The sequence below is a fragment of the Thermomonospora umbrina genome, from assembly GCF_003386555.1.
Classification (GTDB): domain Bacteria; phylum Actinomycetota; class Actinomycetes; order Streptosporangiales; family Streptosporangiaceae; genus Thermomonospora; species Thermomonospora umbrina.
Genome location: NZ_QTTT01000001.1, coordinates 2,702,819 through 2,726,881 on the forward strand (window position 1 = coordinate 2,702,819; position 24,063 = coordinate 2,726,881).

A 24,063-nucleotide genomic window follows, 5' to 3' on the forward strand; every position below is an offset into this window, starting at 1 on the left:
CCCTAGGCGGGGCCACCGACATGGCGGGTGCGCCGATACCGTCCCGAAACCGCTCCCGCCGTACAACCGGCACTGATGCGCAATCCGGCGTGCGGCGAAGGAGTGGCATGACCTCGGCACCACCCATCATGCGGGACGACCCAGGCGGACGGGCGGGCGTGCCCCGCGGACGGGCGCGACGCCGACGGCGACGCGCGCTGGCGGTGATCACGGCGGTGCTGGTGGCCTCGGGGGCCGCGGCCGTGGCGATCGCCGGTCCGTTCGAGGAACCCGTCAAGAGCGCCGGCACCCGGAGCGTCGCGCCCACCGGGGAGGCCGAGGTGACGCGGGGACGCCTGACCGCGCGGACCTCCGTCAGCGGGACGCTCGGGTACGTCGGCGGGTACACGGCCGTCAACCAGGCCACCGGGACGTTCAGCAGGCTGCCCAAGCCGGGACGGGTGATCGGCCAGGGAGGGGCCCTGTACTGGGTCGACGGCAAGCCGGTGATCCTGCTGCGGGGCTCGGCGACGAGCATGTACCGCGATCTGAAGCAGGGCATGACGGGCGCCGACGTCCGGCAGTTGAACGCCGCGCTCCTCGCCCTCGGATACGGCCCCAGGTATGGGCTCAGCTCCCAGTCGATGACCTACGGCTGGGCGACCACGTACGCGGTGAAGCAGCTTCAGGACGATCTGGGCGTCAAGGAGGACGGGATGTTCCCCAAGGGGCAGGCCGTGTTCCTGCCCCGCGAGTCGATCAGGGTCACGAAGGTCCATGTCTCCCCCGGGGCCGTCGCCGCCCCCGGGACCCCGGTCCTGGAAGGGGGCTCGACCACCAGGCAGGTCACCGTGGAGATCGACGCGTCCCTTCAGTCCAAGGTCAAGAAGGGCGACAAGGTGGAGATCACGCTCCCCGACCAGAAGACCGTCCCCGGAAGGGTGACCTCGGTGGGCACGGTGGCCAGGACGGCGGAGAAGGGCGGGGCCACCATCACGGTGCGGATCACGCCGGACGATCCCAAGGCCACCGGCCGTCTCGATCAGGCCCCCGTGGGCGTCTCCATCCTCACCGACAGCGTGGACGACGCCCTCGCGGTCCCGGTCAACGCCCTGCTGGCCCTTCTCGACGGCGGGTACGGCATCGAGGTCATCGAGCCGAGCGGCGCCCGCACGCTGGTGCCGGTCACGCTCGGCCTGTTCGACACCACCGCCGGCATGGTGCAGATCAGCGGCAAGGGTGTCGCGGCCGGCCGGCGCGTCGTGGTGCCGGCGTCATGACGGGCGAGCCGGTCCTGCGGCTGGACGGGGTCAGCAAGGTCTATCCGGGGGTGACGCCCGTGGTGGCGCTCGACGAGGTGGGCTTCTCCGTCGAAGCCGGTGAGCTGGTCGCGATCGTGGGGCCCTCCGGGTCGGGGAAGTCGACGCTGCTGCACGTGATGGGCACCCTCGACCGCCCCACCTCGGGCAGCGTCCACATCGCCGGGGTGGACGCGGCGCGGTTGAGCGACCGGGAGTTGGCGGGGCTGCGGGCCAACGCCATCGGCTTCGTGTTCCAGCAGTTCTTCCTGGCCGACCGGACGTCCGCCCTGGAGAACGTCGCCGACGGGCTCCTGTACGGCGGGGTCCGTCGGGCCGCCCGTCGTGCCGCCGCCGCCGAGGCGCTGGCGCGGGTCGGGCTGTCCGACCGGATGGACTTCCCGTCGGCGAAGCTGTCGGGCGGGCAGCGTCAGCGGGTGGCGATCGCCCGCGCGCTCGTCGGGCGTCCCGCCATCGTGCTGGCCGACGAGCCCACCGGCAACCTCGACAGCGCGTCCAGCGAGGCCATCTTCGGGCTGCTGCGGGAACTGAACGCCGAGGGGACCACGATCCTCGTCATCACCCACGACCGCGAGCTCGCGGCCCGCCATCCCCGGCGCATCGAGGTGCTCGACGGCCGCATCGTCACCGACACGACCGCGACGCCCTCGTTCGTGGGGCCGACCATTCACGAGGGACCCTCATGACCACCACGTTCACCCCGCATCGCCTCTCGTCCGGGGACCTCGCGCGGACGGCGAGCGTGGGCCTGCGGACCCGGCGACTGCGGGCCGCGTTGTCGGCCCTGGGCATCGCGATCGGGGTGGCGTCGATCGTCGCGGTGCTGGGCCTGTCGGCCTCGTCGCAGGCCGGGCTGCTCGCCGAGATCGACCGGCTCGGCACCAACATGCTGACGGTCACCACGGGCCAGGACCTGCAGGGCAACAGCGTCCCGCTGCCGAAGACCGCCCCGGGCATGATCGGCCGGATCGGTCCCGTCGAGCAGGCGCAGAGCACCGGGGCCACCAAGGCCACCGTGTACCGCAGCCCGCTGATCCCCAAGGTCAACACCAACGGGCTGACCGTGCAGGCCGCCGACCTGCGCCTGCCCGAGGTGGTCCGCACCTCGGTCGTCGCGGGCCGGTACCTGAACACCGCGACCGCCACGCAGCCCGTCGCCGTGCTGGGCGCCACCGCCGCGCGGCGTCTGGGCATCGACCGCGTCCACGGCGGGACCCGGATCTGGCTGGGCGACCAATGGTTCTTCGTCGGGGGCATCCTGGGCCCGGCGACCCTCGCGCCCGAGATCGACGGCTCCGTCCTCGTCGGGTATCCGGCGGCCGAGAGATACCTGAAGTACGCGGGCCACCCGTCCACGATCTACGTCCGTTCCGAGACCTCGCAGGTGAACGACGTCCGTGCGGTGCTGGGCGCGACCACGAACCCGGAGAACCCCACGCAGGTCACCGTGAGCAACCCCTCGGACACGCTGGTGGCGCGGGCCGCCGCCGAGTCCGCGCTGAACGGGCTGTTCCTGGGGCTGGGGGCGGTCGCGCTGCTGGTCGGCGGGGTCGGCGTCGCCAACACGATGGTCATCTCGGTGCTGGAACGACGCTCGGAGATCGGTCTGCGGCGGGCGCTGGGGGCCACGAAGGGTCACATCCGCGTCCAGTTCCTGTCCGAGGCGATCCTGCTGGCGGGGCTGGGCGGTACCGTCGGCGTCGCGTCTGGTGTGCTGGCGACGACCGTCTACGCGACCACCAAGGACTGGGCGGTGGTCATCCCGCCGTCCGCCTGGGTCGGCGGCGTCGCCTCCGCCGTGGGCATCGGCGCGATCGCCGGCCTCCTCCCGGCGCTGCGCGCGGCCCGGATGGCCCCGACGGAGGCCCTGCGGACGTCGTGATCGCCGCTTCTGTGAAGGCGGGTGACAGAGGGAGCCCCGGGCCTAAGCACATGAAACCTATTCATCTTCGCCCGGTCGCCGGATACTCGGGGGCAGACGGCTCCGCCACCCCCCGTAGAAGAGGCCGCCCATGCACCGCCGAACCCTGGTGTCCAGAACGCTCGCCGTCCTGGCCGTCCTCGTGTCCCTGGGCGCGAGCGCGGCCGGGACGTCCCGCCTCGCCGCCGCCGAGCCCGCGACACCCGTCGCGCCGGTCGCCGCGACGACCGGCGAGGTCCGAGGCTATCTGGACGCCCATAGCCACCTCATGTCGTACGAAGGCTTCGGAGGCCGCATCTTCTGCGGCAAGACGTTCGACCCCGAAGGCATCGAGAAGGCGCTGAAGGACTGCTCGGACCACGGCGTCGCCGGCGCGTTCGCCTGGTTCGAGAACTTCACCCGCCACGGCCACCCGTTCGGTACCCACGACGCCGTGGGCTACCCGACGTTCAAGGACTGGCCCGCGAACGACTCGTTCACCCACCAGCAGTCGTACTACAAGTGGCTCGAACGGTCCTGGCGCGGCGGCCAGCGGATCCTGGTCAACCAGATGGTGACCAACCGGGTCCTGTGCGAGGTCTACCCGCTCAAGAAGTACCCCTGTGACGAGATGGGCTCGATCCGGCTCCAGGTGAAGCGCACCCAGGAGCTGGAGGCGTACATCGACAAGGAGCACGGCGGGCCGGGCAAGGGCTGGTTCCGCATCGCGCGCAACCCGACGGAGGCGCGCGGCATCATCGCGCAGGGCAAGCTCGCCGTCGTCCTCGGCATCGAGACCTCCGAGCCCTTCGGCTGCACGGGGACCCCCGAGCGGCCGGGGTGCACCAAGGCGGAGATCGACCAGGGCCTCGACGAGATGCGCGACCTCGGCATCAGCTCGATGTTCCTCTGCCACAAGTTCGACAACGCGCTGTGCGGCGTCCGCTTCGACGAGGGCGCGCTCGGCGGCATCCTCAACCTCGGCAACGTGCTGAGCGCGGGCAGGTTCTGGCAGGCCGACACCTGCACGGGCCCCGCCCACGACCACACGATCAGCCCGTCCGGCGACCTCGCCGCCCTCCTGGCCGGACCGCTCAAGGCGCTGCGCCCGGTCGGCATCACGATGCCGGTCTATCCCAAGCCTCCACACTGCAACCCCGTCGGGTTGACCGCGCTGGGCGAGCACATGGTCCGGGGCATGATGAAGCGCGGGATGATCATCGAGGTCGACCACATGAGCGTGAAGGCCGCCGACCAGACGCTGCGGATCCTGGAGGACGCCGGGTACTCCGGCGTGATCTCCGGCCACAGTTGGACGGACCCGACCTACACCCGCCGCGTCTACGGTGTCGGCGGCATGATGACCTCGTACGGTCACCGCGCCGACGGCTTCGTGGGCCAGTGGCGCAAGGACAAGGCGTCCCGTGACGAGCGCTACCTCTTCGGGTACGGCTACGGCCTCGACGCGAACGGCATGGGCACGCTGCCCCCGGTCCGCCCGAACAACGCCGAGAACCCCGTCCGCTACCCGTTCACCTCGCCGTTCGACCCCGGGGTGACCCTCGACCGGGCGAAGACCGGATCCCGCACCTGGGACGTGAACAAGGAGGGTGTCGCCCACTACGGTCTCGTTCCGGACTGGATGAAGGACATGCAGAACATCGCCGGGAACGAGATCATCAACGATCTGGCCCTGGGCGCCGAGTCCTACCTGCAGATGTGGCAGCGCGCCACGTCCCACTCGGCACAGCCCTGACGGTCGAACGACCAGGGCCGGTGGCGGCGGCGCGCCGCCGCCGGCCCTTCGGCCGTCAGAAGCGCCGGATCGTGAACAGGTCGCCGGGCCGGCCGCCCAGGAGCAGGTCGATCCTCCCGCTCAGCACGTACGGGCGGCCGTCGGAGCCGATCGCCGCCGTGGTCGGCGCGGGCTCGGGCGAGTCCTGCCGGAGCACCACCGTGGCCCTCCGCCAGCCCTTCGAAGGCCGCAGGGTGAACACCGCGTCCACCCCCTTGCCGTCCAGCGCGTTTGTCACCACCAGCAACGCGCCGTCCGGCCGCACGGTCAGGCCGTCGGCACCCGGCAGCGTCAGCTCCATCGCGACCCGTCGCAAGGTGGACGGGTTCCGGGCCGAGACCCGCCACAGCGTCCCGTTGTCGTAGCGGCTGAACACCAGGCCCCCGGCCTGCCACACGATCCCGTTCGCCCCGAAGCCCTCGGGCGCAAGACGCGGGTCACGGACGAAGACACCCGCGCGCCCCCTCAACGGAACCCGGTACACGACCGGCGCGAACGAGTCGGTGACGTAGGCGGTGCCGTCGGGTGCGACCGCGATGTCGTTCGCCAGATGCCGCGCCCCGTCTCCGGCCACGGCCCCCAGATCGACGTAATGGAGCCTGCGGCCGGTGCGCAGGTCGTAGACACCCAGCCCGGCGAGCCGCTCCTGCGTCTGGGGGGACGACTTGGTGCTCACGCCGATGTCGCTGTTGGCGACGAGGAGCCGGCCACGACGGGCGTCCACGTGGATGCCGACGCTGGAGACGAGCGCCGGATCGTTCACCAGCGTCCGCACCGAGCCGTCCGGCCGCACGACCGACACGGTGCCGTGCCGCAGCGAGCCGACGATGAACGCCCGTCGGGTCGGGTCGTACGCGATGTCCTCGGGGTGCAGAGAAGGCGCGTGTCCGGTGATGAGGTCCCCCGGCACGTCGTGGGACGCGGCGGCGGAGGGAAGCGGAAGGGCGACCAGCGTCAGGACGGCCAACGCACCGGCCGCCGAACGACGGGAAAGCAATGAGGACACGAACGGCTCCTTGCCGTAGTCGGGTTACGCGATCCACTTTCGTCCCGACCTTCGAACGGCGGCAGTGCGTGCCGATACTGGTAGTGCCGCTACCTGGGAGACGCCCCTCATGACCACGGTCCGCCGTAACGCGCTCGCGAGCTTCCTTCGTACGCACCGGGCCAAGGTGAGCCCGGCGGACGTCGGCCTGGAGCCGGGCCTCCGGCGTCGTACGCCAGGGCTACGGCGTGAAGAGGTCGCGCTGCTCGCCGGTGTGGGGGTCACCTGGTACACGTGGCTCGAACAGGGCCGCGACATCAACCCCTCCCCCGAGGTGCTGGCCGCCATCGCCCGCACGCTCAAGCTCGGCGACGCCGAACGCGACTACATGTTCCGGCTCGCCGGCCAGGAGCCCCACCGCGTCACCGAGGGCCCGTGCAAGCCGCCCGAGCATCTGGTGCGCCTGACGCTCGCGCAGGACCCGATGCCCGCCTGGGTGCTCGACGCCCGCTGGGACGTCCTCGCCTGGAATCGCGGCGCGGAGGCCCTCTATCGCTTCTCCGAGTGGCCGGCGGAGGAGCGGAACGGGGCGTTCCTGATGTTCGCCTCCCCCGACATGCGCGCCCACATGGAGGACTGGGCCGCCCATGCCCGGCGCGTGGTGGGCGAGGTGCGCGAGAGCTTCGCCCGCCACCCCGAGGACACCCGGATGGCCGAGGTGCTCCGCCGCCTCCGCGCGTTCCCCGAAGCCGCCGCCTGGCTCGACGAACGCACCGTGAGCGCCCGGATCGGCGGCATCGCCAAGCGCCTCCACCACCCCACCGCCGGAACCCTCGACCTCGACCAGATCATCCTCCGCCCCGGCGACGCCCCCGACCTCGTCCTGATCGTCCTCCAACCCCGCACCGACACCGACACCCTCCAACGCCTCACCGCCCTCACGCACAACGCCCCCGAACCGGCTCACGCCTGACCGGCACGCCTCCGGACACGTCGCCAGGGAGTGTGACGGGGCGGGGGACGTGGGGCGTCTAGGTGGGTGACGTCGAGGGACGGAGGAACCCGCCGTGGCGGACGAGGAGTACATGGAGTTCGCATCCGCTCGGAGCGGACACCTGTTCCGAACCGCGTGGTTGCTGACCGGGGACTGGCATCTCGCCGAGGACCTGGTGCAGGAGACGCTGGCCAAGGTGTACCGGTCGTGGCGCAGGGTGCGGCAGGCCGAGAGTCCGGCGGCCTATAGCGAGGCCATGCTGGTGCGGACCTTCCTGTCGTTCCGGCGGCGGCGCAGTGCGTCCGAGCGGCCTACGGGGGCGGTGCCCGAACGGGCGGAGGCCGCCGACCCGATCGGCGGCGCCGCCCTGCGGGTGACGTTGCTGAACGGGCTCGCCCAGTTGCCGCCCAAGGATCGGGCGGTGCTGGTCCTGCGGTACTGGGAGGACCGCAGCGTCGCGGAGACGGCGGCGGCGCTGCACCTCAGCGCCGGAGCCGTGAGGAACCGGTCCATGCGGGCGCTGGAACGCCTGCGCGACCTGCTCGGGGACCGGTTCCTCGACGTCACCAGCCGATAACACCACGGGAAGCGGTGATCAGCTTGTCCGATGAACAGAAGCTCTCCGAGGCCATGCGGTCCGCGATGGCGGACGTGTCGCCACCCGCCGACCTGGTCAGGGCGGGGCTGGCGCGGGGGCGTCGCGCGCGACGCAGGGCGCGGGCGGCCCAGACCGCCGGCGCGGCGCTGGCCCTCTCCGCGGTCACGTTCGCCGGGGTGAACGTCCTCGGCGGCGGGCCCGAGCAGAAGAGCGCCCTGTCCTCTCGCGGGACCTCGTCACCGGAGGCACGGCGTACCGGCGAGCAGGTGAGCCCGGCGGAGATGTCGCGGATCCTGCAGACGATGCTGCCGAAGGGGGTGAGACTCATCGAGGTCCAGGGCGCGCCCGTTCCCGGGGTGATGATGGCCAAGTACGACGACGGCAAGGGCCTCGCCGGGGTCACGATGGCGATCCAGCGGTTCCCTCGGAACGACCCCGCCCTCCGCGATTATCACGACTGCCCGTCGCCGCAGGTCCTCCCGTACAACGACTGCGAGGCCACCGACTGGGAGGGGCAGGGCAGGCTCCTGGTCACCAAGGGCTTCACGCGTCCGCAGAGCAACACGGGCGAGAAGTGGTGGCACGCGGAGCTGACCCGGCGGGACGGCATTCAGATCCGGTTCGACCAGGTCAACGCGGCCGAGTCGAAGAGCTCCGCCGGAGTGACCCGTGCGACGCCCCCGCTGAGCCCCGCTCAGATGACCGCCATCGTCACGAACCCCCGCTGGGTGGAGGCCGCCGCCACATTGCCGGCCCCCGAGAGGCCAAGCCCGGGGACGGGGCCCAAGGAGTTCCCCGGTGACCGGATCCTGGCCGGCCTCCGGCGGCTGCTGCCCAAGGGGGCCGAGATCACCCATCCGGACGTCTCGGACGGCTACGTCTCACTGATCCTGAAGGACTCCCGGGGCGGGACGAGCGTCGGCCTCAACGTGCAGGATTTCAGGCGTCCCGACGGCAAGGCGGAGAAGCAGCCGAGCTGCGCGCAGCGGTTGTCGGACCAGCCGGACGAGGCGACCTGCGTCGAGGAGACCCTGCCGGACGGCACCATGATCTGGATCGAGGAGCAACCCGCGGAGGTCGTCGCGTCGGGTGTCATCAACCGCATCGTGGAGGTGATGTACCCGAACGGCCGCCGGGTCGTGGCGCGGGCGGCCAACGGGCTGTCGCCCAAGAGCGGCCCCCAGACCCGCGACACCCCCGCGCTCTCCCTGGAGCAGATCAAGAGGATCGTGACCGACCCGACCTGGCGTCGCTGACGCCGCATGACGAAGCGGCCCCCGTCACCAAGAGCCTTGGTGACGGGGGCCGCTTCGCGTTACCGATGCGCGGGGATCAGAACGCCTCTTCCGGCAGCTCCATGATGTCCAGCGTGGTGGCCTCGGTGATCGCCCGGTCGGCGGCGATCCGGGGCAGCACGGTGGCGCAGAAGAACTGCGCGGCGGCGACCTTGCCGGTGTAGAAGTTGCGATCGGCGTCGGAGACGTCGCCGCCGCCGAGCGCGGTCAGGGCGATCTCGGCCTGGCGGCACAGCAGCCAGCCCACGATCAGGTCGCCCAGGGCCAGCAGCAGACGGCTGGAGGCGAGCCCGACCTTGTACAGCTCCTTCGGGTTCTCCATCGAGCCGAGGGCCCAGCCGACCATCGGGGTGAGGATGCCCTCGACGTTGTCCAGCGCCTGGTTGAGCAGGGCGCGCTCGGCCTTGAGCCGGCCGTTGCCCGCCTCGCTGCCCGCGAACGCGCGGATCTCGCCGGACAACTGCTTGAGGGCCTCGCCGTTGTCCCGCAGGATCTTGCGGAAGAACAGGTCCATGCCCTGGATGGCGGTGGTGCCCTCGTACAGGGTGTCGATCTTGGAGTCCCGGATGTACTGCTCGATCGGGTACTCCTGCAGGAAGCCCGAGCCGCCCAGGGTCTGCAGCGACTCCGCGCCGAGGATGGCGTAGGCCCGCTCCGAGCCGAAGCCCTTGACGATCGGCAGCAGCAGGTCGTTCAGCTTCTCGGCCGTCTCGTCCTTGCGACCCTCGTGCTGGGCGATCTGCACCGCGTCCTGGTACGAGGCGGTCAGCAGGACCAGCGCCCGCATGCCCTCGGCGTACGCCTTCTGGGTCATCAGGCTGCGCCGTACGTCCGGGTGGTGAGTGATGGTGACGCGCGGGGCGGTCTTGTCGGTCATCTGGGTGAGGTCGGCGCCCTGCACCCGCTCCTTCGCGTACTCCAGCGCGTTGAGGTAGCCGGTGGACAGGGTGGCGATGGCCTTGGTGCCGACCATCATCCGGGCGTACTCGATGACCATGAACATCTGCTTGATGCCCTGGTGGACGTCGCCGACCAGGTAGCCGACGGCCGGGTGCCTCTCGCCGAGGGTCAGCTCGCAGGTCGTGGAGACCTTGATGCCCATCTTCTTCTCGACGTTGGTGACGTAGGCGCCGTTGCGCTCGCCCAGCTCACCGGTCTCCAGGTCCACCAGGTACTTGGGAACGAGGAACATCGACAGGCCCTTGGTGCCCGGGCCGGCGCCCTCGGGGCGGGCCAGCACCAGGTGGAAGATGTTCTCGGCCATGTCGTGCTCGGCCGAGGTGATGAAGCGCTTGACACCCTCGATGTGCCAGGTGCCGTCGGCCTGCTGCACGGCCTTGGCGCGGCCGGCGCCGACGTCGGAGCCGGCGTCCGGCTCGGTCAGCACCATGGTGGCGCCCCACTTGCGCTCCAGCGCGATCTCGGCGAACTTCTTCTGCTCCTCGGTGCCGATCTGCCAGAGGATCTGGGCGAAGCCCGGTCCGGAGGCGAACATGTAGACGGCCGGGTTGGCGCCGAGGATCTGCTCCGCGATGGCCCAGGTCAGGCTGCGCGGCGCGCCGGTGCCGCCGAACTCCGGCACCAGGTCGACGCGGTACCACTCGGCGTCCATGTACGCCTGGTACGACTTCTTGAAGCCCTCGGGCATCGTGACGGTGCCGGCCTGCGGGTCGAACTTGGGCGGGTTGCGGTCGCCCTCCTCGAAGGACTCGGCGACCGGGCCCTCGGCCAGCCGGTTGACCTCGCCGAGGATGCTGCGGACGGTGTCCTCGTCCAGGTCCTCGTACGGTCCCCGACCGAGCAGGTCCTGACGCTTGAACACCTCGAAGAGGTTGAACTCCAGGTCACGGAGGTTGCTCTTGTAGTGGCCCATGGATTTCCCTCGTCAGGTCCGGCGGGCTGGCGCCCGGGCAACGTACTGGTCAGTAACTGCTCTCTATGCTACCCACTGGTAACCAGGTGACAACCCCACCGAACGAACCCGATTCGGCGACACGAACACCCGACTCACACCAGTGTGACGGTAATCGCCCTGCTATAAGGATCTTGTACCGATCGGTACCACCGTCACCTTGCCCAGGAGGGTCTCGTGCGGAGACTTCTGTCCGCCGTGCTCGGCCTCGTCGCCCTCGCGACGTTCCTCATCGCTCCGCCCAGGACGGCGGGGGCCGATACCGGGATCGCCATCGACCACGGCTTCATCAACACCCCCGATGCCGAAGGCCGAACCACGGTGGGCACGAGCGCGGAGTCCGCCGATGGGATCACCGACGTCATCGTTCGGCTGCGGCTGCGGGGCTCGACCGAGCCTTACGCCGTGATACGAGACTTCGAGCGCCTCCGGGGCACCGACCAAAGGGGCTCCTGGCGGTCGCGTGAGTCCGTGGTCCTCCAGCGCGGCATCACGTTCATGGACGTAGAGGTCGTCGACGGCGCCGGCGATCGGGTCGTTCGCGAGATGGTGGACGTGGAGACCTTCCCCACACCGCCGAACCCGGTTGGCGGGGTGAAGATCACCGACGACGACGGAAGAATCGGTGGTGTCGTCCATGGGCGCTTCAGGCTGGCCTACACCGAGTCCGCGAACTGGGGGGTGGCCAGGGTGGCCGCCATGATGCGACCGGCGGGCAGGCCCGAAGTGGTCGCCACCGTGGCGGACTTCGCGGTGACTCATCGGGCGGACGCTCTCGTCACCTGGAGTTCTCCGACGTACGTGAACCTTCCCGCCGGTGATTACGAGATCGACGTCTCAGTGTGGAACGCCGAGGGCGTCGAGTTGTTCCACCACTCCATGCGCCGTGTGACGACGCGCCTCAAGACGGCCTTCGAGGGGGTCACCGCGAGCCTTGGGACGACCGATGCCGAGAGCGGGAACGTGACCGTGCGAGGCCGGCTCGTCTACTTCGATCTGAACGGTGCCCGCCTGCCCCTCGGCGGCAAGGAAGTGACCGTCGCGAATTCTGCCTCGGTCGTCACGGACCCCGACGGCCGGTTCACCACCACGGTATCCGTCGCACCCCCTTCTTCCGGCGTGTTCACGACGTTCGACGCTGACGACACCTATGGCAACGCCTATGCCCACGCTCGTCTCGACGTGCGCCGGCTCACCACCAGGCTGACGCTCACGGCTCCGGGGAACAAGTTCGTCGGCGACGCCGTCACGTTCAGCGGCCGGCTGGAGCGGCAGGACGCCGCCGGCAAGTGGGGCGGGCTGGGGGGAAGGCCCATCGTCCTCGAATCGTTCGCGGGCGGGAACCTTTGGGCAGGACCCGTGTCCGTGCGCACCGGTCCGGACGGAAACTTCTCCGTCGTGGTCCGCAGCGTCAGGGCCAACCGCTACCGGGCGAGCTACCGACCGCCGCTCGGCGATGAGGGCTACCGGCCGGCCGTCGGCCATCTCTCCTACAAGGCGCGCCAGCGGACCGAGATCAGCGGCTTCACCGTGGCGCCCAACCCCGTGGGGGTCGGCGGCAGGGTCGCCGTTAAGGGCCGGGTCATGCACGTGGGCGGGGCGCGTGAGTCCGTACCCGGCGCGCAGATCAACGTGCAGTTTTCGACCGACGGCAAGCGTTGGAGCACCGTCCTGACCGGAGCAGCCGACCATTGGGGCAGGTTCTGGTTCGAGCCCACCGCCAAGCGAGACGGGTACTGGCGCGCCGTCTACCAGGCCGGCGTCCACAGGGATCACCCCCTCGCCGTGATGCAGTCCTCCATCAGCCCCGCGCGGTACGTGGACGTGCGTTTCAGCGCGAAGTTCTCGCGTTTCGACGCGACACCCGAGCCCGTGCGCCGAGGACGTCCGCTGACCGTCAACGGAACTCTGCGCCTGCACAAGAGCGGACGTTGGCTGAACGGCGCGCACGCCAAGGTCTCCATCCATTTCCTGGCCCCTGGTTCGTCCACCTGGCGACGCATGGCGAGCCTGACGACGGACCGGTACGGCACGTTCAAGAAGACGTTCAAGGCGGGCCAGGACGGCACTTGGGTCGCACGGTACGCGGGAACTGCGACGTACATCCCAGTCCAGAGCACCCGCGACCACGTGGACGTCCGCTAGGGAACAGGCCCGCGCAGCGAGGCGTTGGACGGGACAGCGGCCCGTTTTGGCGGGCCGCCCGGACGAGGTGCGTCGTACCCGGTCATGCGAAGACGACGCGACCGTCAGCCGTACGCACTCGTCCGGGAGGTGGCCGTCATGGCCTGGATCCTTGTCGTCTTCGCCGGTCTCTTCGAGGTCGCGATGGCCCTGTGCCTCAAGCAGAGCAAGGGCTTCACCCAACTCCTGCCCTCCGTGGGCTTCCTCGCGTTCGCCGTCGTCAGCTTCGGGCTGCTCAACCTGGCCCTTCGGGACCTGGAGGTGGGCACCGCCTACGCGGTGTGGGTCGGCATCGGCGCGGTGGGCACCGCCGTCGTCGGGATGCTGGTCATGGACGACGCCGTGTCGCCCCTCAAACTGGCGGCACTGGCCTTGATCGTCGTCGGTGTGGTCGGATTGAACCTCGCAGGCGGGCACTGATCCGCTACTTTGTGACTTGCGCCACAAAGGGGCGATTCGGGTGGAACGAGATCACCCCGGCCTGCGACTAAAGGGACGACACCCCGAGCGGCGCACGAGTCGGGGCCCACACACGGGAGGAAATCAGTTGGTCTTCAAGAAGCTCATGAAGGCGATGGGGGTCGGGGGACCTCAGGTCGAGACGATCCTGCACAGCTCGACCACCCAGCCGGGCGGCACCATCTCCGGTGAGGTCAACCTGATCGGCGGCGAGCACGACTCGGACATCAAGCACCTGTCCATCGCGCTGCGCACCCGCGTCGAGGTCGAGTCGGGCGACAACGAGACCCTCCAGGACATGGAGTACGCCAAGGTCTTCCTCGCCCGCGAGTTCGAGCTGGACGACGGCGCCCGTCACTCGCTCCCGTTCACGCTGCAGATCCCGTGGGAGACGCCGCTCACCCACATGTACGGGCAGCCGCTGCGCGGCACCACCGTCGGGGTCGCCACCGAGCTGGAGGTCGCGCGGGCGGTCGACGCCACCGACCTCGACCCGATCGTGGTCAACCCGCTGCCCGCCCAGGAGCGCATCCTGGAGGCGTTCGCCAACATCGGCTTCCGGTTCCGCAGCGCCGACTGCGAGCGCGGCAAGATCTGGGGCGTGCGCCAGCAGTTGCCGTTCTACCAGGAGATCGAGTTCTTCCCGCCGCCGCAGTACGTCAACGGCATCAAGGAGCTCGAGGTCACCTTCGTGGCCAACGCCTCGTCGATGGAGGTCGTGCTGGAGCTGTCCAAGCGCGCCGGCGTCTTCACCGAGGGCCAGGACTCGTTCGCCCGGTTCACCGTCGACTACGCGAGCATCGGCGCCACCAACTGGGAGCAGCAGATCGAGAACTACCTCAACCAGGCCGGTCGCAAGAAGGGCTTCTTCTAGACCGCCGACACGCATCCACTCCGCCGTGGACCCCGACGATCGGGGGGTCCACGGCGGAGTCATGCCGGGAGGAGATCGCCGTGGTGGACGGCCTCGACCTGACCGCCCCCGAGTCCCGGCTCTGGGACGCCTACCCGACCGGCGCCCCCGTCGACCTCGGTGACGGGCGGCCCGACGAGCCCGCCCCCGACCGGACGGTGCGGGCCGAGGTGATCGCCAGGCTGTTGCTGGGCGGCCGGGAGGGACGTCCCGGGTTCGTGCCGGCCGTACGGCTGAGCGGCGCGTACATCACCGGCCGTCTCGACCTGTCGGGCGGCGACGTCGAGTGCGAGCTCACGCTGCGGCACTGTCGGCTGACCGAGTCCCCCGACCTGTCGAACGTCCGGACCAGGCAGATCGAGTTCGCCGGGTGTCGGATGCCCGGGCTGTCCGGGGACGGGATCCAGGTGGACGGCTACCTGAGCCTGATCGGCTCGCGGATCGACGGCGAGGTCCGGCTCCCGCGCGGGCAGATCACCGCCGGGCTGCGGATGAACGACGTCGTGATCCACCAGACCGACCCCGCCCGGTGGGGGCTGTTCGCCCGGGGCCTGAACGTCGACGCCGGGACGCACATCCGCGACGCCGCCGTCTCCGGCGGGATCAGTCTGGTCGGGGCGCGAATGAACGGCGGACTGTTCTTGCAGGGGACGACCGTCGGCGACAGGGACGGGATGGCCCTGGACGCCTGGAACATCGTGATCGCGGACGCGGCCGAGTTCAGCGCCGGGTTCTCGGCGGAGGGCATGGTGCGGCTGCGGGGGGCCAAGGTGGAGTGCACCCTGTCGTTCGACCAGGCCACCCTGCGCGCCACCACGGACCCGTGCGCGCTGGCGGCCACGTCGATGCAGGTGGAGGAGATGCATTTCCGCCCGGCGGTCCCGGTGGTGGGTCGGGTGGTGCTCGACTACTCCCACATCGGCGTCCTGCGGGACAACCCCGACCGTTGGCCCGAGACGTTGTGGCTGCGCGGCCTGACCTACGACGCCCTGCGCGGCTGCCCTCCCCAGGACCGGCTGAACTGGTTGGGCCGCAACGAGGAGTTCCATCCGCAGCCGTACGAGCAGCTCGCCGCCTGGTATCGGCAGATCGGCCATGACGACCTGGCCCGCAAGGTGCTGCTCGCCAAGCTGCGGGCCCGGCGGGGCACGCTGGGGCGTGGCGCGCGGCTGTGGAGTCGGGTGCTCGACTGGACGGTGGGGCACGGTTACCGCCCGTGGATGGCGGCGGCCTGGGTCGCGCTGCTGGCCGTGGCCGGCGCGGTGATCTTCTCGATCGAGCCCGCCCGGCCGCTGCGACCGCCCGGGGAGCGTCCGGACTTCAGCGCGTTCGTCTACACCCTCGATCTGCTGATCCCGCTGGGCACGTTCGGTCTCCGGGACGCCTACGACCCGGTCGGCTGGACCCGGTGGTACGCGTACGGGCTGATCGCGGCCGGCTGGATCCTGGTCACCGCGCTCATCGCCGGGGCCACCGGGTGCTGCGGCCCAACTGACCGATTCGCCCGCGCGGCGGCCATGATCGGCGACAATGGCGGCATGGGAACGTACCTCATCACGGGCGCGACCGGCGGGATCGGCGCGGCGGCGGCGGAGTTGCTGGCCGACCGCGGGCACGATCTGGTGCTGGTCGGGCGCTCGGCCGAGCGGCTCGCCACGGTGACCGCCCGGCTGGGCAGCGGCGCGCACGCCCGCACGCAGGTCATGGTCCGCGACGCGAACGGCACCCCGGTGGCCGCCCCGGCGGGACGGCGCGGCACGACGCAGCCCGTCGTGCTGGACCTGTCCGAACCCCGACGGCTGGAGGCGGCGCTGGCGGTCGCCGGGCTGCCGGAACGGCTGGACGGCGTCGTGCACAGCGCGGGGGTGGTGGACCTCGGTCCGGTCGCCGAGCAGGACGCCGACCACTGGATCGACCAGCTCATGGTCAACCTGGTCGCCGCCGCCGAACTGACCCGGCTGCTGCTCCCGGCGCTCCGCGCCGCCCGGGGTCAGGTGGTCTTCGTCAACTCCGGCGCGGGTCTGCGCGCGGGCCCCGGCTGGTCGGCGTACGCGGCCAGCAAGCACGGGCTCAAGGCGCTGGCCGACTCGCTGCGCGCCGAGGAGCCCGACATCCGGGTGACCAGCGTGTACCCCGGGCGTACGGCGACGGAGATGCAGCGCAAGGTCCGGGCGCAGGAGGGCCGGCCGTACGAGGCGGGCGAGTTCATCGAGCCGATCACCGTGGCCCGCACGATCGTGGCCGCGTTGGAGACGACCCCCGACGCCACCATCACGGACGTGTCCGTCCGCCCCTAGGGGGGCCCGACGCCCGAGGGCCGGGGAGGCCCGGTGCGGGCCTCCCCGGCGTTCTCGGTGCGTTCGGTGACGGGTCAGCCGGGCGGGATGGCGCCGTTCTTGGCGACCGGGACCGCCAGTTGGGCCGGCGAGGTGAGGGTCGCCTGCTCCCTCGGCAGTCGTGCCAGCGTGGGGTTGATGTGCTCGAGGGTCAGCGGGATCGTCGGCTGGGTGGGCGCCACCAGGTCGTACTTGACCAGGTCGAGCCACCGGACGATCTGCAGCACGTCGTCGGGGATGGGCTCGTTGTTCTTCTGCACCGGGACGCAGAGCTGGCGGCCGTACGTGGCGGTCGTCTGGACGTCCGGCAGGCCCGTCAGCAGCGGGTTGAGGTGGGTGAGGCGCAGCGGGGTGTTGATGGGCGTCGGCTGAGCGATCGCGTAGCACTTCAGGTCGATGTACTGCACCAGACGCAACACCTCGGGCGGCGGGTACTTGCCGTTCTTGACCACCGGGACGCAGAGCTGGCGCGGGCTGGTGATGACGACGGAGGTCGACGGGAGCCCGGACAGCACCGGGTTGAGATGGCTCAGTTGGAGCTGCCGGTTCACCGTGATGCCCTGGACCCGGTAGCACGACAGGTCCACGTACTGGACGAAGTCGATCACTCCGGGGGGCGGGATCTTGCCGTTCTTGGCGACCGGAACGCACACCTGCTCACGCGCGCCGAGCGTGACCTCCTCGGCCGGCAGACCGGTCAGCACCGGGTTCAGATGACGGGTGAGGATCGGGCCGACGGGCGGCACGTACGCCTCGGTCTTGAAGCATTCGAGGTCGAGTTGGGAGACGAATGCCTTCGGGGTCGGGTAGGCGAGCGCACTCGCCCGGGAAACGGCGGGCGCCAGCGCGGCGACCAGCAGGACGAGCACGACGGCGACGGCGCGACCTGCGGCGACGCGGTGCGCGCGGGGTTGGGGGGAACGGTTCATCCGGGGCCCTCCTCGGCGGGTTCGGCCTCAGCGTGAACCTCCGGAGGCTCCGATTCCAGATGGGGAACGACCGTTGTCCGCATCCGGACACAATGTCCGGTAAAGGCGGCGCTAATCGACGTCACGGACCGGCCGGATCGACACCTCCGCGCACGATCCGACATATTCAGCGCTTTTTCGAAAATGACCGGCGCCGGAATCTTCTGGCTCAGACCTCGGCGCGGCGGCGCAGCGTCCAGGCGGCCAGCAGACCGCCGATCAGACCGAACAGATGGCCCTGCCAGGAGATCATGGTGTCGGTGGGAATGATCCCGTAGATCATCGTCCCGTAGCCCAGCACCACACCCACCGCGATCACCAGGTCGAGCAGGCTGCGCTCGAACAGCCCCCGGCCCAGCAGATAGCCGAAGTAGCCGAAGATCAGGATGCTGCTGCCCAGCGTGTCGATGGACGGGGACCCGGTGAACCACACCCCCAGCCCGCCCACCACGATGATGATCAGGTTCGCCGCCAGGAACCGGCCGACCCCTCGGGCCGCCGCCAGGAAGCCGAGCACCAGGAACGGCACCGTGTTGGCGAGCAGATGCTCGAACCCGCCGTGCAGGAACGGCGCGGTGAAGATCTCGGGCAGCTCGCGCAGGTCGTACGCCCGGATCCCGTACCGGTCGAGCCGGCCGTCCATCGCGTAGTCGAACGCCTCGACGACCCACATGCCCGCCGTCACGGCCACCACCAGCACGGCCGCCGACACGGCCCTGGTGGCATGGGTGATCAGGCCCTCCGAGCGGCTCCGCTGCGGAGCGACGGGATTGCTCATTGACGCCGCCTTGGTCGGGGATCGCGCTACCTGGGCAACGATCCGGAGCCCCGAAATGGTGCCCACGAGGCCCCTGCCCATGCACAGGGCCCGCCGTCCACCGCCGTGGCCGTCCCCCGGCAGCGGGCCGTCCGTGTCAGGCGGCGGTGCGGGTGCGGCCGCCGACGGGGCGGCGGCGCAGGTGGCGGCGTTCCTCGGGGGTCGTGCCGCCCCAGATGCCCTCCGGCTCGCCGGCGCGCAGGGCCCAGTCGAGGCAGTCGGCCTGGACGGGGCAGTGGGCGCAGATCGCCTTGGCCGCCTCGACCTGCCGGGCCATGACGGGACGGGCGTAGTTGATCGGGTAGAAGAGGTCGGGGTCGGCGCCACGGCAGATCGAGTGGTCGGTCCAGTGGTCGTCGCTGGTGTTCAGCATGTCGTCTCCAGGTCGAACAGGGCCGCCAGCAGGGGCGGCTCGCAGTGCGCGGCCCGTACCCGGTCCAGGAGCAGCGAGTCGGCCAGCCGTTGCAGCGCGCCCGCCACCACCGCGAGCTCCTCGCCGTCCAGCGAGGTGCGGTGGGCGAGCCGGGTCAGCTCGGCGTCGATGACCGTCGCGCAGCGCCTCCGCAACGCCTCGGGCGGTCCGGTGTCCGGCTCGGCGGCACGGATGGGTCCGTGCGGCGACCGGGTTCCGGCGCGGGACGCTTCGGCGAGGGCGACCATGACGACGGCCTCCAGGAGTTCCGGGGTGGGCTCGTACCCAACGTAGTACTACAAGCCGTAGTACTACAAGCGAGGGTGACTAATAGGTCTTATCGTGCGGATACCCTGAGCCACGTGGCACGTGATCAAAAGGTGACCTTCCGCCAGGCCGTCCGCGAGGACGTCCCGGTCATCGTCCGACTGCTGGCGGACGACCCCCTGGGCAGCACCCGGGAGGCCCCGGGCGACGAGCTCCCGGCGGCCTACTGGACCGCCTTCGACGCCATCGAGAAGGATCCCAACAACGCGATCATCGTGGCCGAGGTCGACGGCGAGATCGCCGCCTCCCTCCAGCTCACCTTCATCCCGGGCCTCACCTACACCGGCGGCGAGCGCGCCCAGATCGAGGGTGTCCGCGTCGCCTTCGAGCACCGGGGCCGCGGCGTCGGTCAGGCCCTGATCACCTGGGTCGTCGACCGGGCCCGGGAGCGCGGCTGCCGCGTCGTCCAGCTCACCACCGACCGCCAGCGCCCCAACGCCATCCGGTTCTATCAGAAGATGGGCTTCCGCCCTTCGCACATGGGCATGAAGTATCCCCTGATCGACAAATAGGTCGTTCCTACTGGTGTGTTCTGCGGTGGATCGCTCCAATTCGTCCGTTCTCACCGGCAGTTCATTTGCCCTGAGTAATCGGGGTACCTGTGGCCGTGTCCGGCTCGCCGGAGAGATCCCGACCAGGTAGCGTTTATCGCCAACCCCTTCGCGGGAGTCCGTCCTCCGGGTTCACCTGGCCGATCCATGCCCTGTGGGTCGATCGGCCCACCTTCCCCCCATCGGGGAAGCCGCCGCGTCCGGCCCCCGGCCGGGCGCACGAGAAACAGGTGGGACCAGTGAGGCACTGGCAGACCGCGAAGCGGTGGGTTCGCCGAGGGGCCGACCACACGAAGTTCGTCGACCTGGTCGCGGCGGCGCTCAAACTCGCCGCCGCCCTGGTCGCGCTCTACGTGGCGGTCCGCTACGGCCGCTAGGAGAAGGCACCTCCCAGCGCCGTAGCGAACCCTGCGGCAGCCCGGCCCCCACCCAGGTTGCGATCTCCCTACCCACAGGGGCGATCTGGGTGGGGGCACTGACCGACACGCCATCGCAGCGAATTTCTACCACGATGGGCGATCTCATCCAGTTTGCCACAGCCTGGTCGTCCACCGGCCACCAGGGTAACTAGTCAGCACAGACTAGGTACAGTACCCATAAAAGAGCATCTCTAGATATAGCCCAGCAGTGGGCAACCAGAAGGTGTTTCGTACACTTTCCGATCGATCACAAGGACGCGGACGACACGCGAGCCGACGATCCGCCACGCCGCCGACAGGGAGCCTCACCCGCGCGCCGGAAGGTCCAGCTTCATCGAGTCGAATGGCTCGACATCAGGCTGGCCGACGTCGAACCGCCCGAGGGCCGCCGATCGTCCCACCGACTCATCCGCACCCCGCCGAGCGCCGACGCCAGGCCCCGCGACCGGCGGTCGCCCTCAACGGTCAGGGTTCACGGACCCGACCGGTGCGATCCCTGTGACCACGGAGATAGGGACGGGTCACCGGATCAGATAGGCCAGCTCGATGGACCACCGGTCCATGTCGGGCTCCACCTCGGGGTCGGTCAGGTAGAACTCGAAGCAGCCCGCCAGGACCTCCCCCTCCATGGCCCATTCCAGGCCCTGATCCGCCGCCTCGCGCTGCAGTCGCGTGATGGACCCGTACAGCCCGTCGGGGTGGCCGTGGTGGGTCAGGGTCGCGTACCGGCCTGCGGGGATCGTTCCCGCGAGGACGCGGTCGTCGCCCTCCGCGGGCTCGGCGACGGGGACGCCGACCTCGACCACGAAGGGGGCGTCCATGTCGCCCGCCACCCGGTAGCGGTAGAACAGCGGGCCGGCGGGGGCGATCCCGCGCTCGGCGAGCCAGGCGAAGACCTCGGGGACGAGCGCGTTGACGCGTCCCCACTCGCGCAGCGGGGCCTCGACGGAGACGGCGACGCAGGGCCGCTCGGCGCGTTCCTCGATGTTCATGATCACGTACCTCCTGGAGAATGCCGTTTCACCTCTGGTACGACGCGGAGCCCGGGAACTCATCGGTGGGGAGGGAGAACAGCGGGAACAGCCTGGCCGTGTCGAGGAAGGAGGTCGTCCCCGTGATCAGGCCGTCGGCCACGTCCACCAGCACCAGGCCCCGCGCCTCGAACCCGTTCGCGGACGGCACGTAGTGGGCGAACGCCGGCGTCCCGTTCGCCGCGACGGGGACGAGCCGGGAGTCCAGGCAGCCCACGTCCGGGGCCGACAGCGCCCGGCGGATGTCCTCGCGGCCCCGCAGCCACCACGTGAACGGGGGCATCGACATCGTCGCGTCCTCGTGCAGCAGCGACACCAGCCGTTCGACGTCGTGCCGTTCGAAGGCCGTGCAGTACGCGTCCAGCAGGTGCCGCTGCCCGTCGTCCAGCGGGTCGAAAGGGTCGCCGGGGACGGGGCCGAGGGCGCGCAGCGTCGCGCGGGCGCGCTGCAGGGCGCTGTTGACCGCCGTGACGGTGACGTCCAGCAGCCGGGCGACCTCCGAGGCCCGCCAACTCAGCACGTCGCGCAGGATCAGCACCGCGCGCTGGCGGGGCGGCAGATGCTGCAGCGCGGCCACGAACGCCAGCCGGATCGTCTCCCGGGCCGCCACCAGATCCGCCGGGTCCGCGCCGTCGGGCCGCACCCGACCGTCGGGGATCGGCAGCACCCAGGTGCTCTCGGCGAGGGGTGCGCCGAGAGGATCGCCGGGCTGCGAAGCCGGGCCGAGGTCGATGGCGCGGGCCCGCCTCTCGGCCCCCCGCAGCATGTCCAGGCAGACGTTCGTGGCGATGGCGAACAACCACGCGCGCGCCGTCCCGCGATCCTCGTCGAAACGGTCGACGTGTCGCCAGGCCCGCACCAACGTCTCTTGAACGGCGTCGTCGGCGTCGAAGGCCGAGCCCAGCATCCGGTAGCAGTAACCGGTCAGTTCGCCGTGATGTCGGGCCCACCAGGCTTCGACCGGATTCTGTTCATCTTGACGTGTAATGCTGGACATTTGAGCGTCCTCCATGGTTCACCCGCAGCCGGGAGGCCGACCGCTGAGGAGAGATGCGCGTGGCCGTTCCGACCCAACAGATGGAGATCGAGCGCAAGTACGACGCCGAGCGCGACTTCGTGCTCCCGGACCTGTCCCGGCTGCCCGGGGTCGCGTCCGTGACCGCGCCGCGCACGTACGCGCTGGTGGCGAACTACTTCGATACCGCCGATCACCGACTGGCCGCCCATGGCGTCACGCTGCGGCGGCGACGGGGAGGCGACGACGCCGGCTGGCATCTGAAGATACCGGCCGGGCCCGACAGCAAGAACGAGCTGCGCGCCCCCCTGGGCCGGCCCCAGATGGTGCCCGCCCGGCTGGCCGCGCTGGTGGCGTGGTCGACCCGGGGCGCGGAGCTGCGGCCGGCGGCCGTCCTGGAGACGACCCGTACGGTCATCGAGCTGCTGGACGACGAGGGGCGGGTGCTCGCCGAGGTCGCCGACGACGCCGTGGTCGGCCAGGTGGTGCTCGACGGCGGCGAGGCGACGGCCGAGGCGACGGTGCCGGCGACCGCCTGGCGGGAGATCGAGGTCGAGCTGGGCCCGGCGGGGACGCCCGAGCTGCTCAAGGCGGCGGGCAAGCGGCTGCGCAAGGCGGGCGCGCGCAAGGGCGGCAGCTCCTCCAAGCTCGGGCGCGTGTTGGAGCCCGTGATGACGGTCCCGTTCGGCGGCCGTCCGGTGTCACCGGAGCTGCCCGAGGGCTCGGCCGGGGCGGCCGTGATCGGCTACCTGGCCGAGCAGGTCGCCGCCGTGCTGTCGTTCGACCCCAAGGCGCGGCTGGGCGAGGACGACGCGGTGCACCAGATGCGGGTCGCCGTCCGCCGGATCCGCAGCGCGCTGCGCAGTTTCGCCCCGCTCCTCGACGCGCGCCGCGTCGCCCCGCTGGAGCCGGAGCTGAAGTGGCTGGCCGACGCGCTCGGCGAGGTCCGCGACCTGGAGGTGCTGCGGATGCGCTTCACCGACCGGCTGGCCGAGCCGCACGGGTTCGAGGTGAACGGCACCCCGTCGTGGATGAACGCCCTCGCCGCCTCGGAGGCGTCGGCCTACCGCAGGATGAACGCGGCCCTCAAGCAGTCCCGCTACTTCGACATCCTCGACGCGCTCGAGGCCCTGCTCACCCACCCGCCGCTGAGCGACCGGGCCGAACGCGCCGCGGCCAAGGAGCTGCCCAAGCTCGTCGGACGGCAGTGGAAGCGCCTCGCCAAGAAGTACGCCGCGATCGCCACGGCCGACGACCCGGAGGAGGCCAGGCACGACGTCCGCAAGGCGGGCAAGCGCGTCCGGTACGCCGCCGACCTGGCCGCCGCCGCGCTGGACGACATCGACAAGGACGCCGCCGCCGCGGCCTCCGGCACCGCCCGCAAGGCCAAGACCCTGCAGAAGGTGCTGGGGGGCTACCAGGACGGCGTGATCGCGACGACGTACCTCAAGGAGGCGGCGGCCCGGCGCGGCACCACACCCGCCGAAGCGTTCGTGCTCGGCGCCCTCCACGGATGGGAACGGCACGAGGCGTTCGACAGCCTCTCCCGGCTCGAGGAGACCTGGGAGCGGATCGCCTAGTCCGCTGAGACACCTCGACGGGGGTGTCCGCAAAGTTTTCCCGCCCGCCGGCGGCTCTTTGACAGCCGGCCTTTTCCCGTGGCCGCGAACACGGACTTTTTCCGCCCGAACGGAATGGCTACCTTCCGCTCATCGATTGCGGTCGGCCGAAACCGGCCTTGCAATTGTTGAAACTTCCATTGATCATGACCTGAGCGCCCCCCGATGCGGATGATGCGTAAGGAGGTTCATGGTCGGCGGTTTCATAGCGAATCGGACATCAGCGTGCTCGTGA

Annotated in this window: 22 protein-coding genes and 1 riboswitch; of the genes, 14 read left to right on the top strand and 8 right to left on the bottom strand. The window is 70.5% G+C overall.

Features of this window, described 5'->3' with window-relative positions; genetic code table 11:
- The first annotated feature begins 107 nt into the window (after positions 1-107).
- From DFJ69_RS11965 to DFJ69_RS11980, 4 genes are all read left to right on the top strand, one after another.
- Positions 108-1,259 carry a peptidoglycan-binding protein gene (locus tag DFJ69_RS11965; protein ID WP_170177621.1) on the top strand — a complete coding sequence of 384 codons (1,152 nt, stop codon included), beginning with the start codon at positions 108-110 and terminating at the stop codon, positions 1,257-1,259.
- Positions 1,256-1,984 (top strand): ABC transporter ATP-binding protein, encoded by a 729-nt coding sequence (locus DFJ69_RS11970; RefSeq protein ID WP_116022551.1) that lies wholly within the window; start codon positions 1,256-1,258, stop codon positions 1,982-1,984. The genes DFJ69_RS11965 and DFJ69_RS11970 overlap by 4 nt, the downstream gene beginning before the upstream one ends.
- Positions 1,981-3,180 carry an ABC transporter permease gene (locus DFJ69_RS11975; RefSeq protein ID WP_116022552.1) on the top strand — a complete coding sequence of 400 codons (1,200 nt, stop codon included), beginning with the start codon at positions 1,981-1,983 and terminating at the stop codon, positions 3,178-3,180. Before DFJ69_RS11970 ends, DFJ69_RS11975 begins: the two co-directional genes overlap by 4 nt.
- Positions 3,181-3,310: 130 nt before the next feature.
- Entirely contained in the window at positions 3,311-4,954 is a 1,644-nt protein-coding gene (locus DFJ69_RS11980; protein ID WP_116022553.1) for an amidohydrolase family protein, read from the top strand.
- A 55-nt stretch (positions 4,955-5,009) separates the two neighbouring features.
- Here the strand turns inward: DFJ69_RS11980 and DFJ69_RS11985 are convergent, their stop codons facing one another.
- The gene (locus DFJ69_RS11985) at positions 5,010-5,999 is read right to left on the bottom strand and encodes a hypothetical protein (RefSeq protein WP_147312274.1); all 990 of its coding nucleotides are present in this window, start codon (positions 5,997-5,999) and stop codon (positions 5,010-5,012) included.
- Between the two features lie 109 nt (positions 6,000-6,108).
- Here DFJ69_RS11985 and DFJ69_RS11990 point away from each other — a divergent pair, with 109 nt between their 5' ends.
- The 3 genes from DFJ69_RS11990 (at position 6,109) to DFJ69_RS12000 (ending at position 8,826) form a co-directional block, all read left to right on the top strand.
- On the top strand, positions 6,109-6,951 hold the full coding sequence (locus tag DFJ69_RS11990; protein ID WP_116022555.1) for a helix-turn-helix transcriptional regulator: 843 nt from the start codon (positions 6,109-6,111) through the stop codon (positions 6,949-6,951).
- Between the two features lie 94 nt (positions 6,952-7,045).
- Complete coding sequence (locus DFJ69_RS11995) at positions 7,046-7,549, top strand: SigE family RNA polymerase sigma factor (protein WP_211328596.1); 504 nt, start codon at positions 7,046-7,048, stop codon at positions 7,547-7,549.
- A 23-nt stretch (positions 7,550-7,572) separates the two neighbouring features.
- Positions 7,573-8,826, top strand: coding sequence for a hypothetical protein (locus DFJ69_RS12000; RefSeq protein ID WP_147312275.1), 1,254 nt, complete (start codon positions 7,573-7,575; stop codon positions 8,824-8,826).
- Positions 8,827-8,902: 76 nt separating this feature from the next.
- On the opposite strand, the gene DFJ69_RS12005 is transcribed toward DFJ69_RS12000, so the two are convergent.
- The gene (locus DFJ69_RS12005; RefSeq protein ID WP_116022557.1) at positions 8,903-10,738 is read right to left on the bottom strand and encodes an acyl-CoA dehydrogenase; all 1,836 of its coding nucleotides are present in this window, start codon (positions 10,736-10,738) and stop codon (positions 8,903-8,905) included.
- A 216-nt stretch (positions 10,739-10,954) separates the two neighbouring features.
- Between DFJ69_RS12005 and DFJ69_RS12010 the strand changes: the two genes are divergently transcribed.
- From DFJ69_RS12010 to DFJ69_RS36330, 4 genes are all read left to right on the top strand, one after another.
- Complete coding sequence (locus DFJ69_RS12010) at positions 10,955-12,922, top strand: hypothetical protein (protein WP_147312276.1); 1,968 nt, start codon at positions 10,955-10,957, stop codon at positions 12,920-12,922.
- Positions 12,923-12,955: 33 nt separating this feature from the next.
- A riboswitch (guanidine-III (ykkC-III) riboswitch) is annotated at positions 12,956-13,024 on the top strand.
- A gap of 36 nt (positions 13,025-13,060) precedes the next feature.
- Positions 13,061-13,381 carry a DMT family transporter gene (locus DFJ69_RS12015; protein WP_116026574.1) on the top strand — a complete coding sequence of 107 codons (321 nt, stop codon included), beginning with the start codon at positions 13,061-13,063 and terminating at the stop codon, positions 13,379-13,381.
- Between the two features lie 127 nt (positions 13,382-13,508).
- Positions 13,509-14,294 (top strand): sporulation protein, encoded by a 786-nt coding sequence (locus tag DFJ69_RS12020; RefSeq protein ID WP_116022559.1) that lies wholly within the window; start codon positions 13,509-13,511, stop codon positions 14,292-14,294.
- Positions 14,295-14,374: 80 nt separating this feature from the next.
- Positions 14,375-16,630 carry an SDR family oxidoreductase gene (locus DFJ69_RS36330; protein WP_342769854.1) on the top strand — a complete coding sequence of 752 codons (2,256 nt, stop codon included), beginning with the start codon at positions 14,375-14,377 and terminating at the stop codon, positions 16,628-16,630.
- Positions 16,631-16,704: 74 nt separating this feature from the next.
- Here DFJ69_RS36330 and DFJ69_RS12035 read toward each other — a convergent pair whose 3' ends face one another.
- The 4 genes from DFJ69_RS12035 to DFJ69_RS12050 all read right to left on the bottom strand — a co-directional run bounded on the left by DFJ69_RS12035 (position 16,705) and on the right by DFJ69_RS12050 (position 19,114).
- Positions 16,705-17,598 carry a hypothetical protein gene (locus DFJ69_RS12035; protein ID WP_245974273.1) on the bottom strand — a complete coding sequence of 298 codons (894 nt, stop codon included), beginning with the start codon at positions 17,596-17,598 and terminating at the stop codon, positions 16,705-16,707.
- Between the two features lie 208 nt (positions 17,599-17,806).
- Positions 17,807-18,415 (bottom strand): rhomboid family intramembrane serine protease, encoded by a 609-nt coding sequence (locus tag DFJ69_RS12040; RefSeq protein ID WP_116022560.1) that lies wholly within the window; start codon positions 18,413-18,415, stop codon positions 17,807-17,809.
- Positions 18,416-18,551: 136 nt separating this feature from the next.
- Entirely contained in the window at positions 18,552-18,827 is a 276-nt protein-coding gene (locus DFJ69_RS12045; RefSeq protein WP_116022561.1) for a WhiB family transcriptional regulator, read from the bottom strand.
- Positions 18,821-19,114, bottom strand: coding sequence for a hypothetical protein (locus DFJ69_RS12050; RefSeq protein ID WP_116022562.1), 294 nt, complete (start codon positions 19,112-19,114; stop codon positions 18,821-18,823). Before DFJ69_RS12050 ends, DFJ69_RS12045 begins: the two co-directional genes overlap by 7 nt.
- A 132-nt stretch (positions 19,115-19,246) precedes the next feature.
- On the opposite strand from DFJ69_RS12050, the gene DFJ69_RS12055 reads away from it, so the two are divergent.
- Together DFJ69_RS12055 and DFJ69_RS34240 are read left to right on the top strand one after the other, a co-directional pair.
- Positions 19,247-19,705: a GNAT family N-acetyltransferase gene (locus tag DFJ69_RS12055; protein ID WP_116022563.1), complete on the top strand. Its 459-nt coding sequence runs from the start codon at positions 19,247-19,249 to the stop codon at positions 19,703-19,705.
- Positions 19,706-19,983: 278 nt separating this feature from the next.
- Positions 19,984-20,121: a hypothetical protein gene (locus tag DFJ69_RS34240; protein ID WP_170177622.1), complete on the top strand. Its 138-nt coding sequence runs from the start codon at positions 19,984-19,986 to the stop codon at positions 20,119-20,121.
- Between the two features lie 563 nt (positions 20,122-20,684).
- Here DFJ69_RS34240 and DFJ69_RS12060 read toward each other — a convergent pair.
- Positions 20,685-21,155, bottom strand: a complete 471-nt coding sequence (locus DFJ69_RS12060) for a GyrI-like domain-containing protein (protein ID WP_116022564.1) — start codon at positions 21,153-21,155, stop codon at positions 20,685-20,687.
- A 28-nt stretch (positions 21,156-21,183) separates the two neighbouring features.
- Complete coding sequence (locus DFJ69_RS12065) at positions 21,184-22,191, bottom strand: sigma-70 family RNA polymerase sigma factor (protein ID WP_116022565.1); 1,008 nt, start codon at positions 22,189-22,191, stop codon at positions 21,184-21,186.
- A gap of 59 nt (positions 22,192-22,250) precedes the next feature.
- Here DFJ69_RS12065 and DFJ69_RS12070 point away from each other — a divergent pair, with 59 nt between their 5' ends.
- Positions 22,251-23,789, top strand: coding sequence for a CYTH and CHAD domain-containing protein (locus DFJ69_RS12070; protein ID WP_170177623.1), 1,539 nt, complete (start codon positions 22,251-22,253; stop codon positions 23,787-23,789).
- The last annotated feature ends 274 nt before the right edge of the window (positions 23,790-24,063 follow it).

Excerpts from the sequence above, each read along its gene's own strand:
- DFJ69_RS11965 (WP_170177621.1), top strand. The coding sequence starts at position 108 with ATGACCTCGGCACCACCCATCATGCGGGACGACCCAGGCGGACGGGCG.
- DFJ69_RS11970 (WP_116022551.1), top strand. The coding sequence starts at position 1,256 with ATGACGGGCGAGCCGGTCCTGCGGCTGGACGGGGTCAGCAAGGTCTAT.
- DFJ69_RS11975 (WP_116022552.1), top strand. The coding sequence starts at position 1,981 with ATGACCACCACGTTCACCCCGCATCGCCTCTCGTCCGGGGACCTCGCG.
- DFJ69_RS11980 (WP_116022553.1), top strand. The coding sequence starts at position 3,311 with ATGCACCGCCGAACCCTGGTGTCCAGAACGCTCGCCGTCCTGGCCGTC.
- DFJ69_RS11990 (WP_116022555.1), top strand. The coding sequence starts at position 6,109 with ATGACCACGGTCCGCCGTAACGCGCTCGCGAGCTTCCTTCGTACGCAC.
- DFJ69_RS12005 (WP_116022557.1), bottom strand. The coding sequence starts at position 10,738 with ATGGGCCACTACAAGAGCAACCTCCGTGACCTGGAGTTCAACCTCTTC.
- DFJ69_RS12015 (WP_116026574.1), top strand. The coding sequence starts at position 13,061 with ATGGCCTGGATCCTTGTCGTCTTCGCCGGTCTCTTCGAGGTCGCGATG.
- DFJ69_RS12035 (WP_245974273.1), bottom strand. The coding sequence starts at position 17,598 with ATGAACCGTTCCCCCCAACCCCGCGCGCACCGCGTCGCCGCAGGTCGC.
- DFJ69_RS12040 (WP_116022560.1), bottom strand. The coding sequence starts at position 18,415 with ATGAGCAATCCCGTCGCTCCGCAGCGGAGCCGCTCGGAGGGCCTGATC.
- DFJ69_RS12045 (WP_116022561.1), bottom strand. The coding sequence starts at position 18,827 with ATGCTGAACACCAGCGACGACCACTGGACCGACCACTCGATCTGCCGT.
- DFJ69_RS12050 (WP_116022562.1), bottom strand. The coding sequence starts at position 19,114 with ATGGTCGCCCTCGCCGAAGCGTCCCGCGCCGGAACCCGGTCGCCGCAC.
- DFJ69_RS12060 (WP_116022564.1), bottom strand. The coding sequence starts at position 21,155 with ATGAACATCGAGGAACGCGCCGAGCGGCCCTGCGTCGCCGTCTCCGTC.
- DFJ69_RS12065 (WP_116022565.1), bottom strand. The coding sequence starts at position 22,191 with ATGTCCAGCATTACACGTCAAGATGAACAGAATCCGGTCGAAGCCTGG.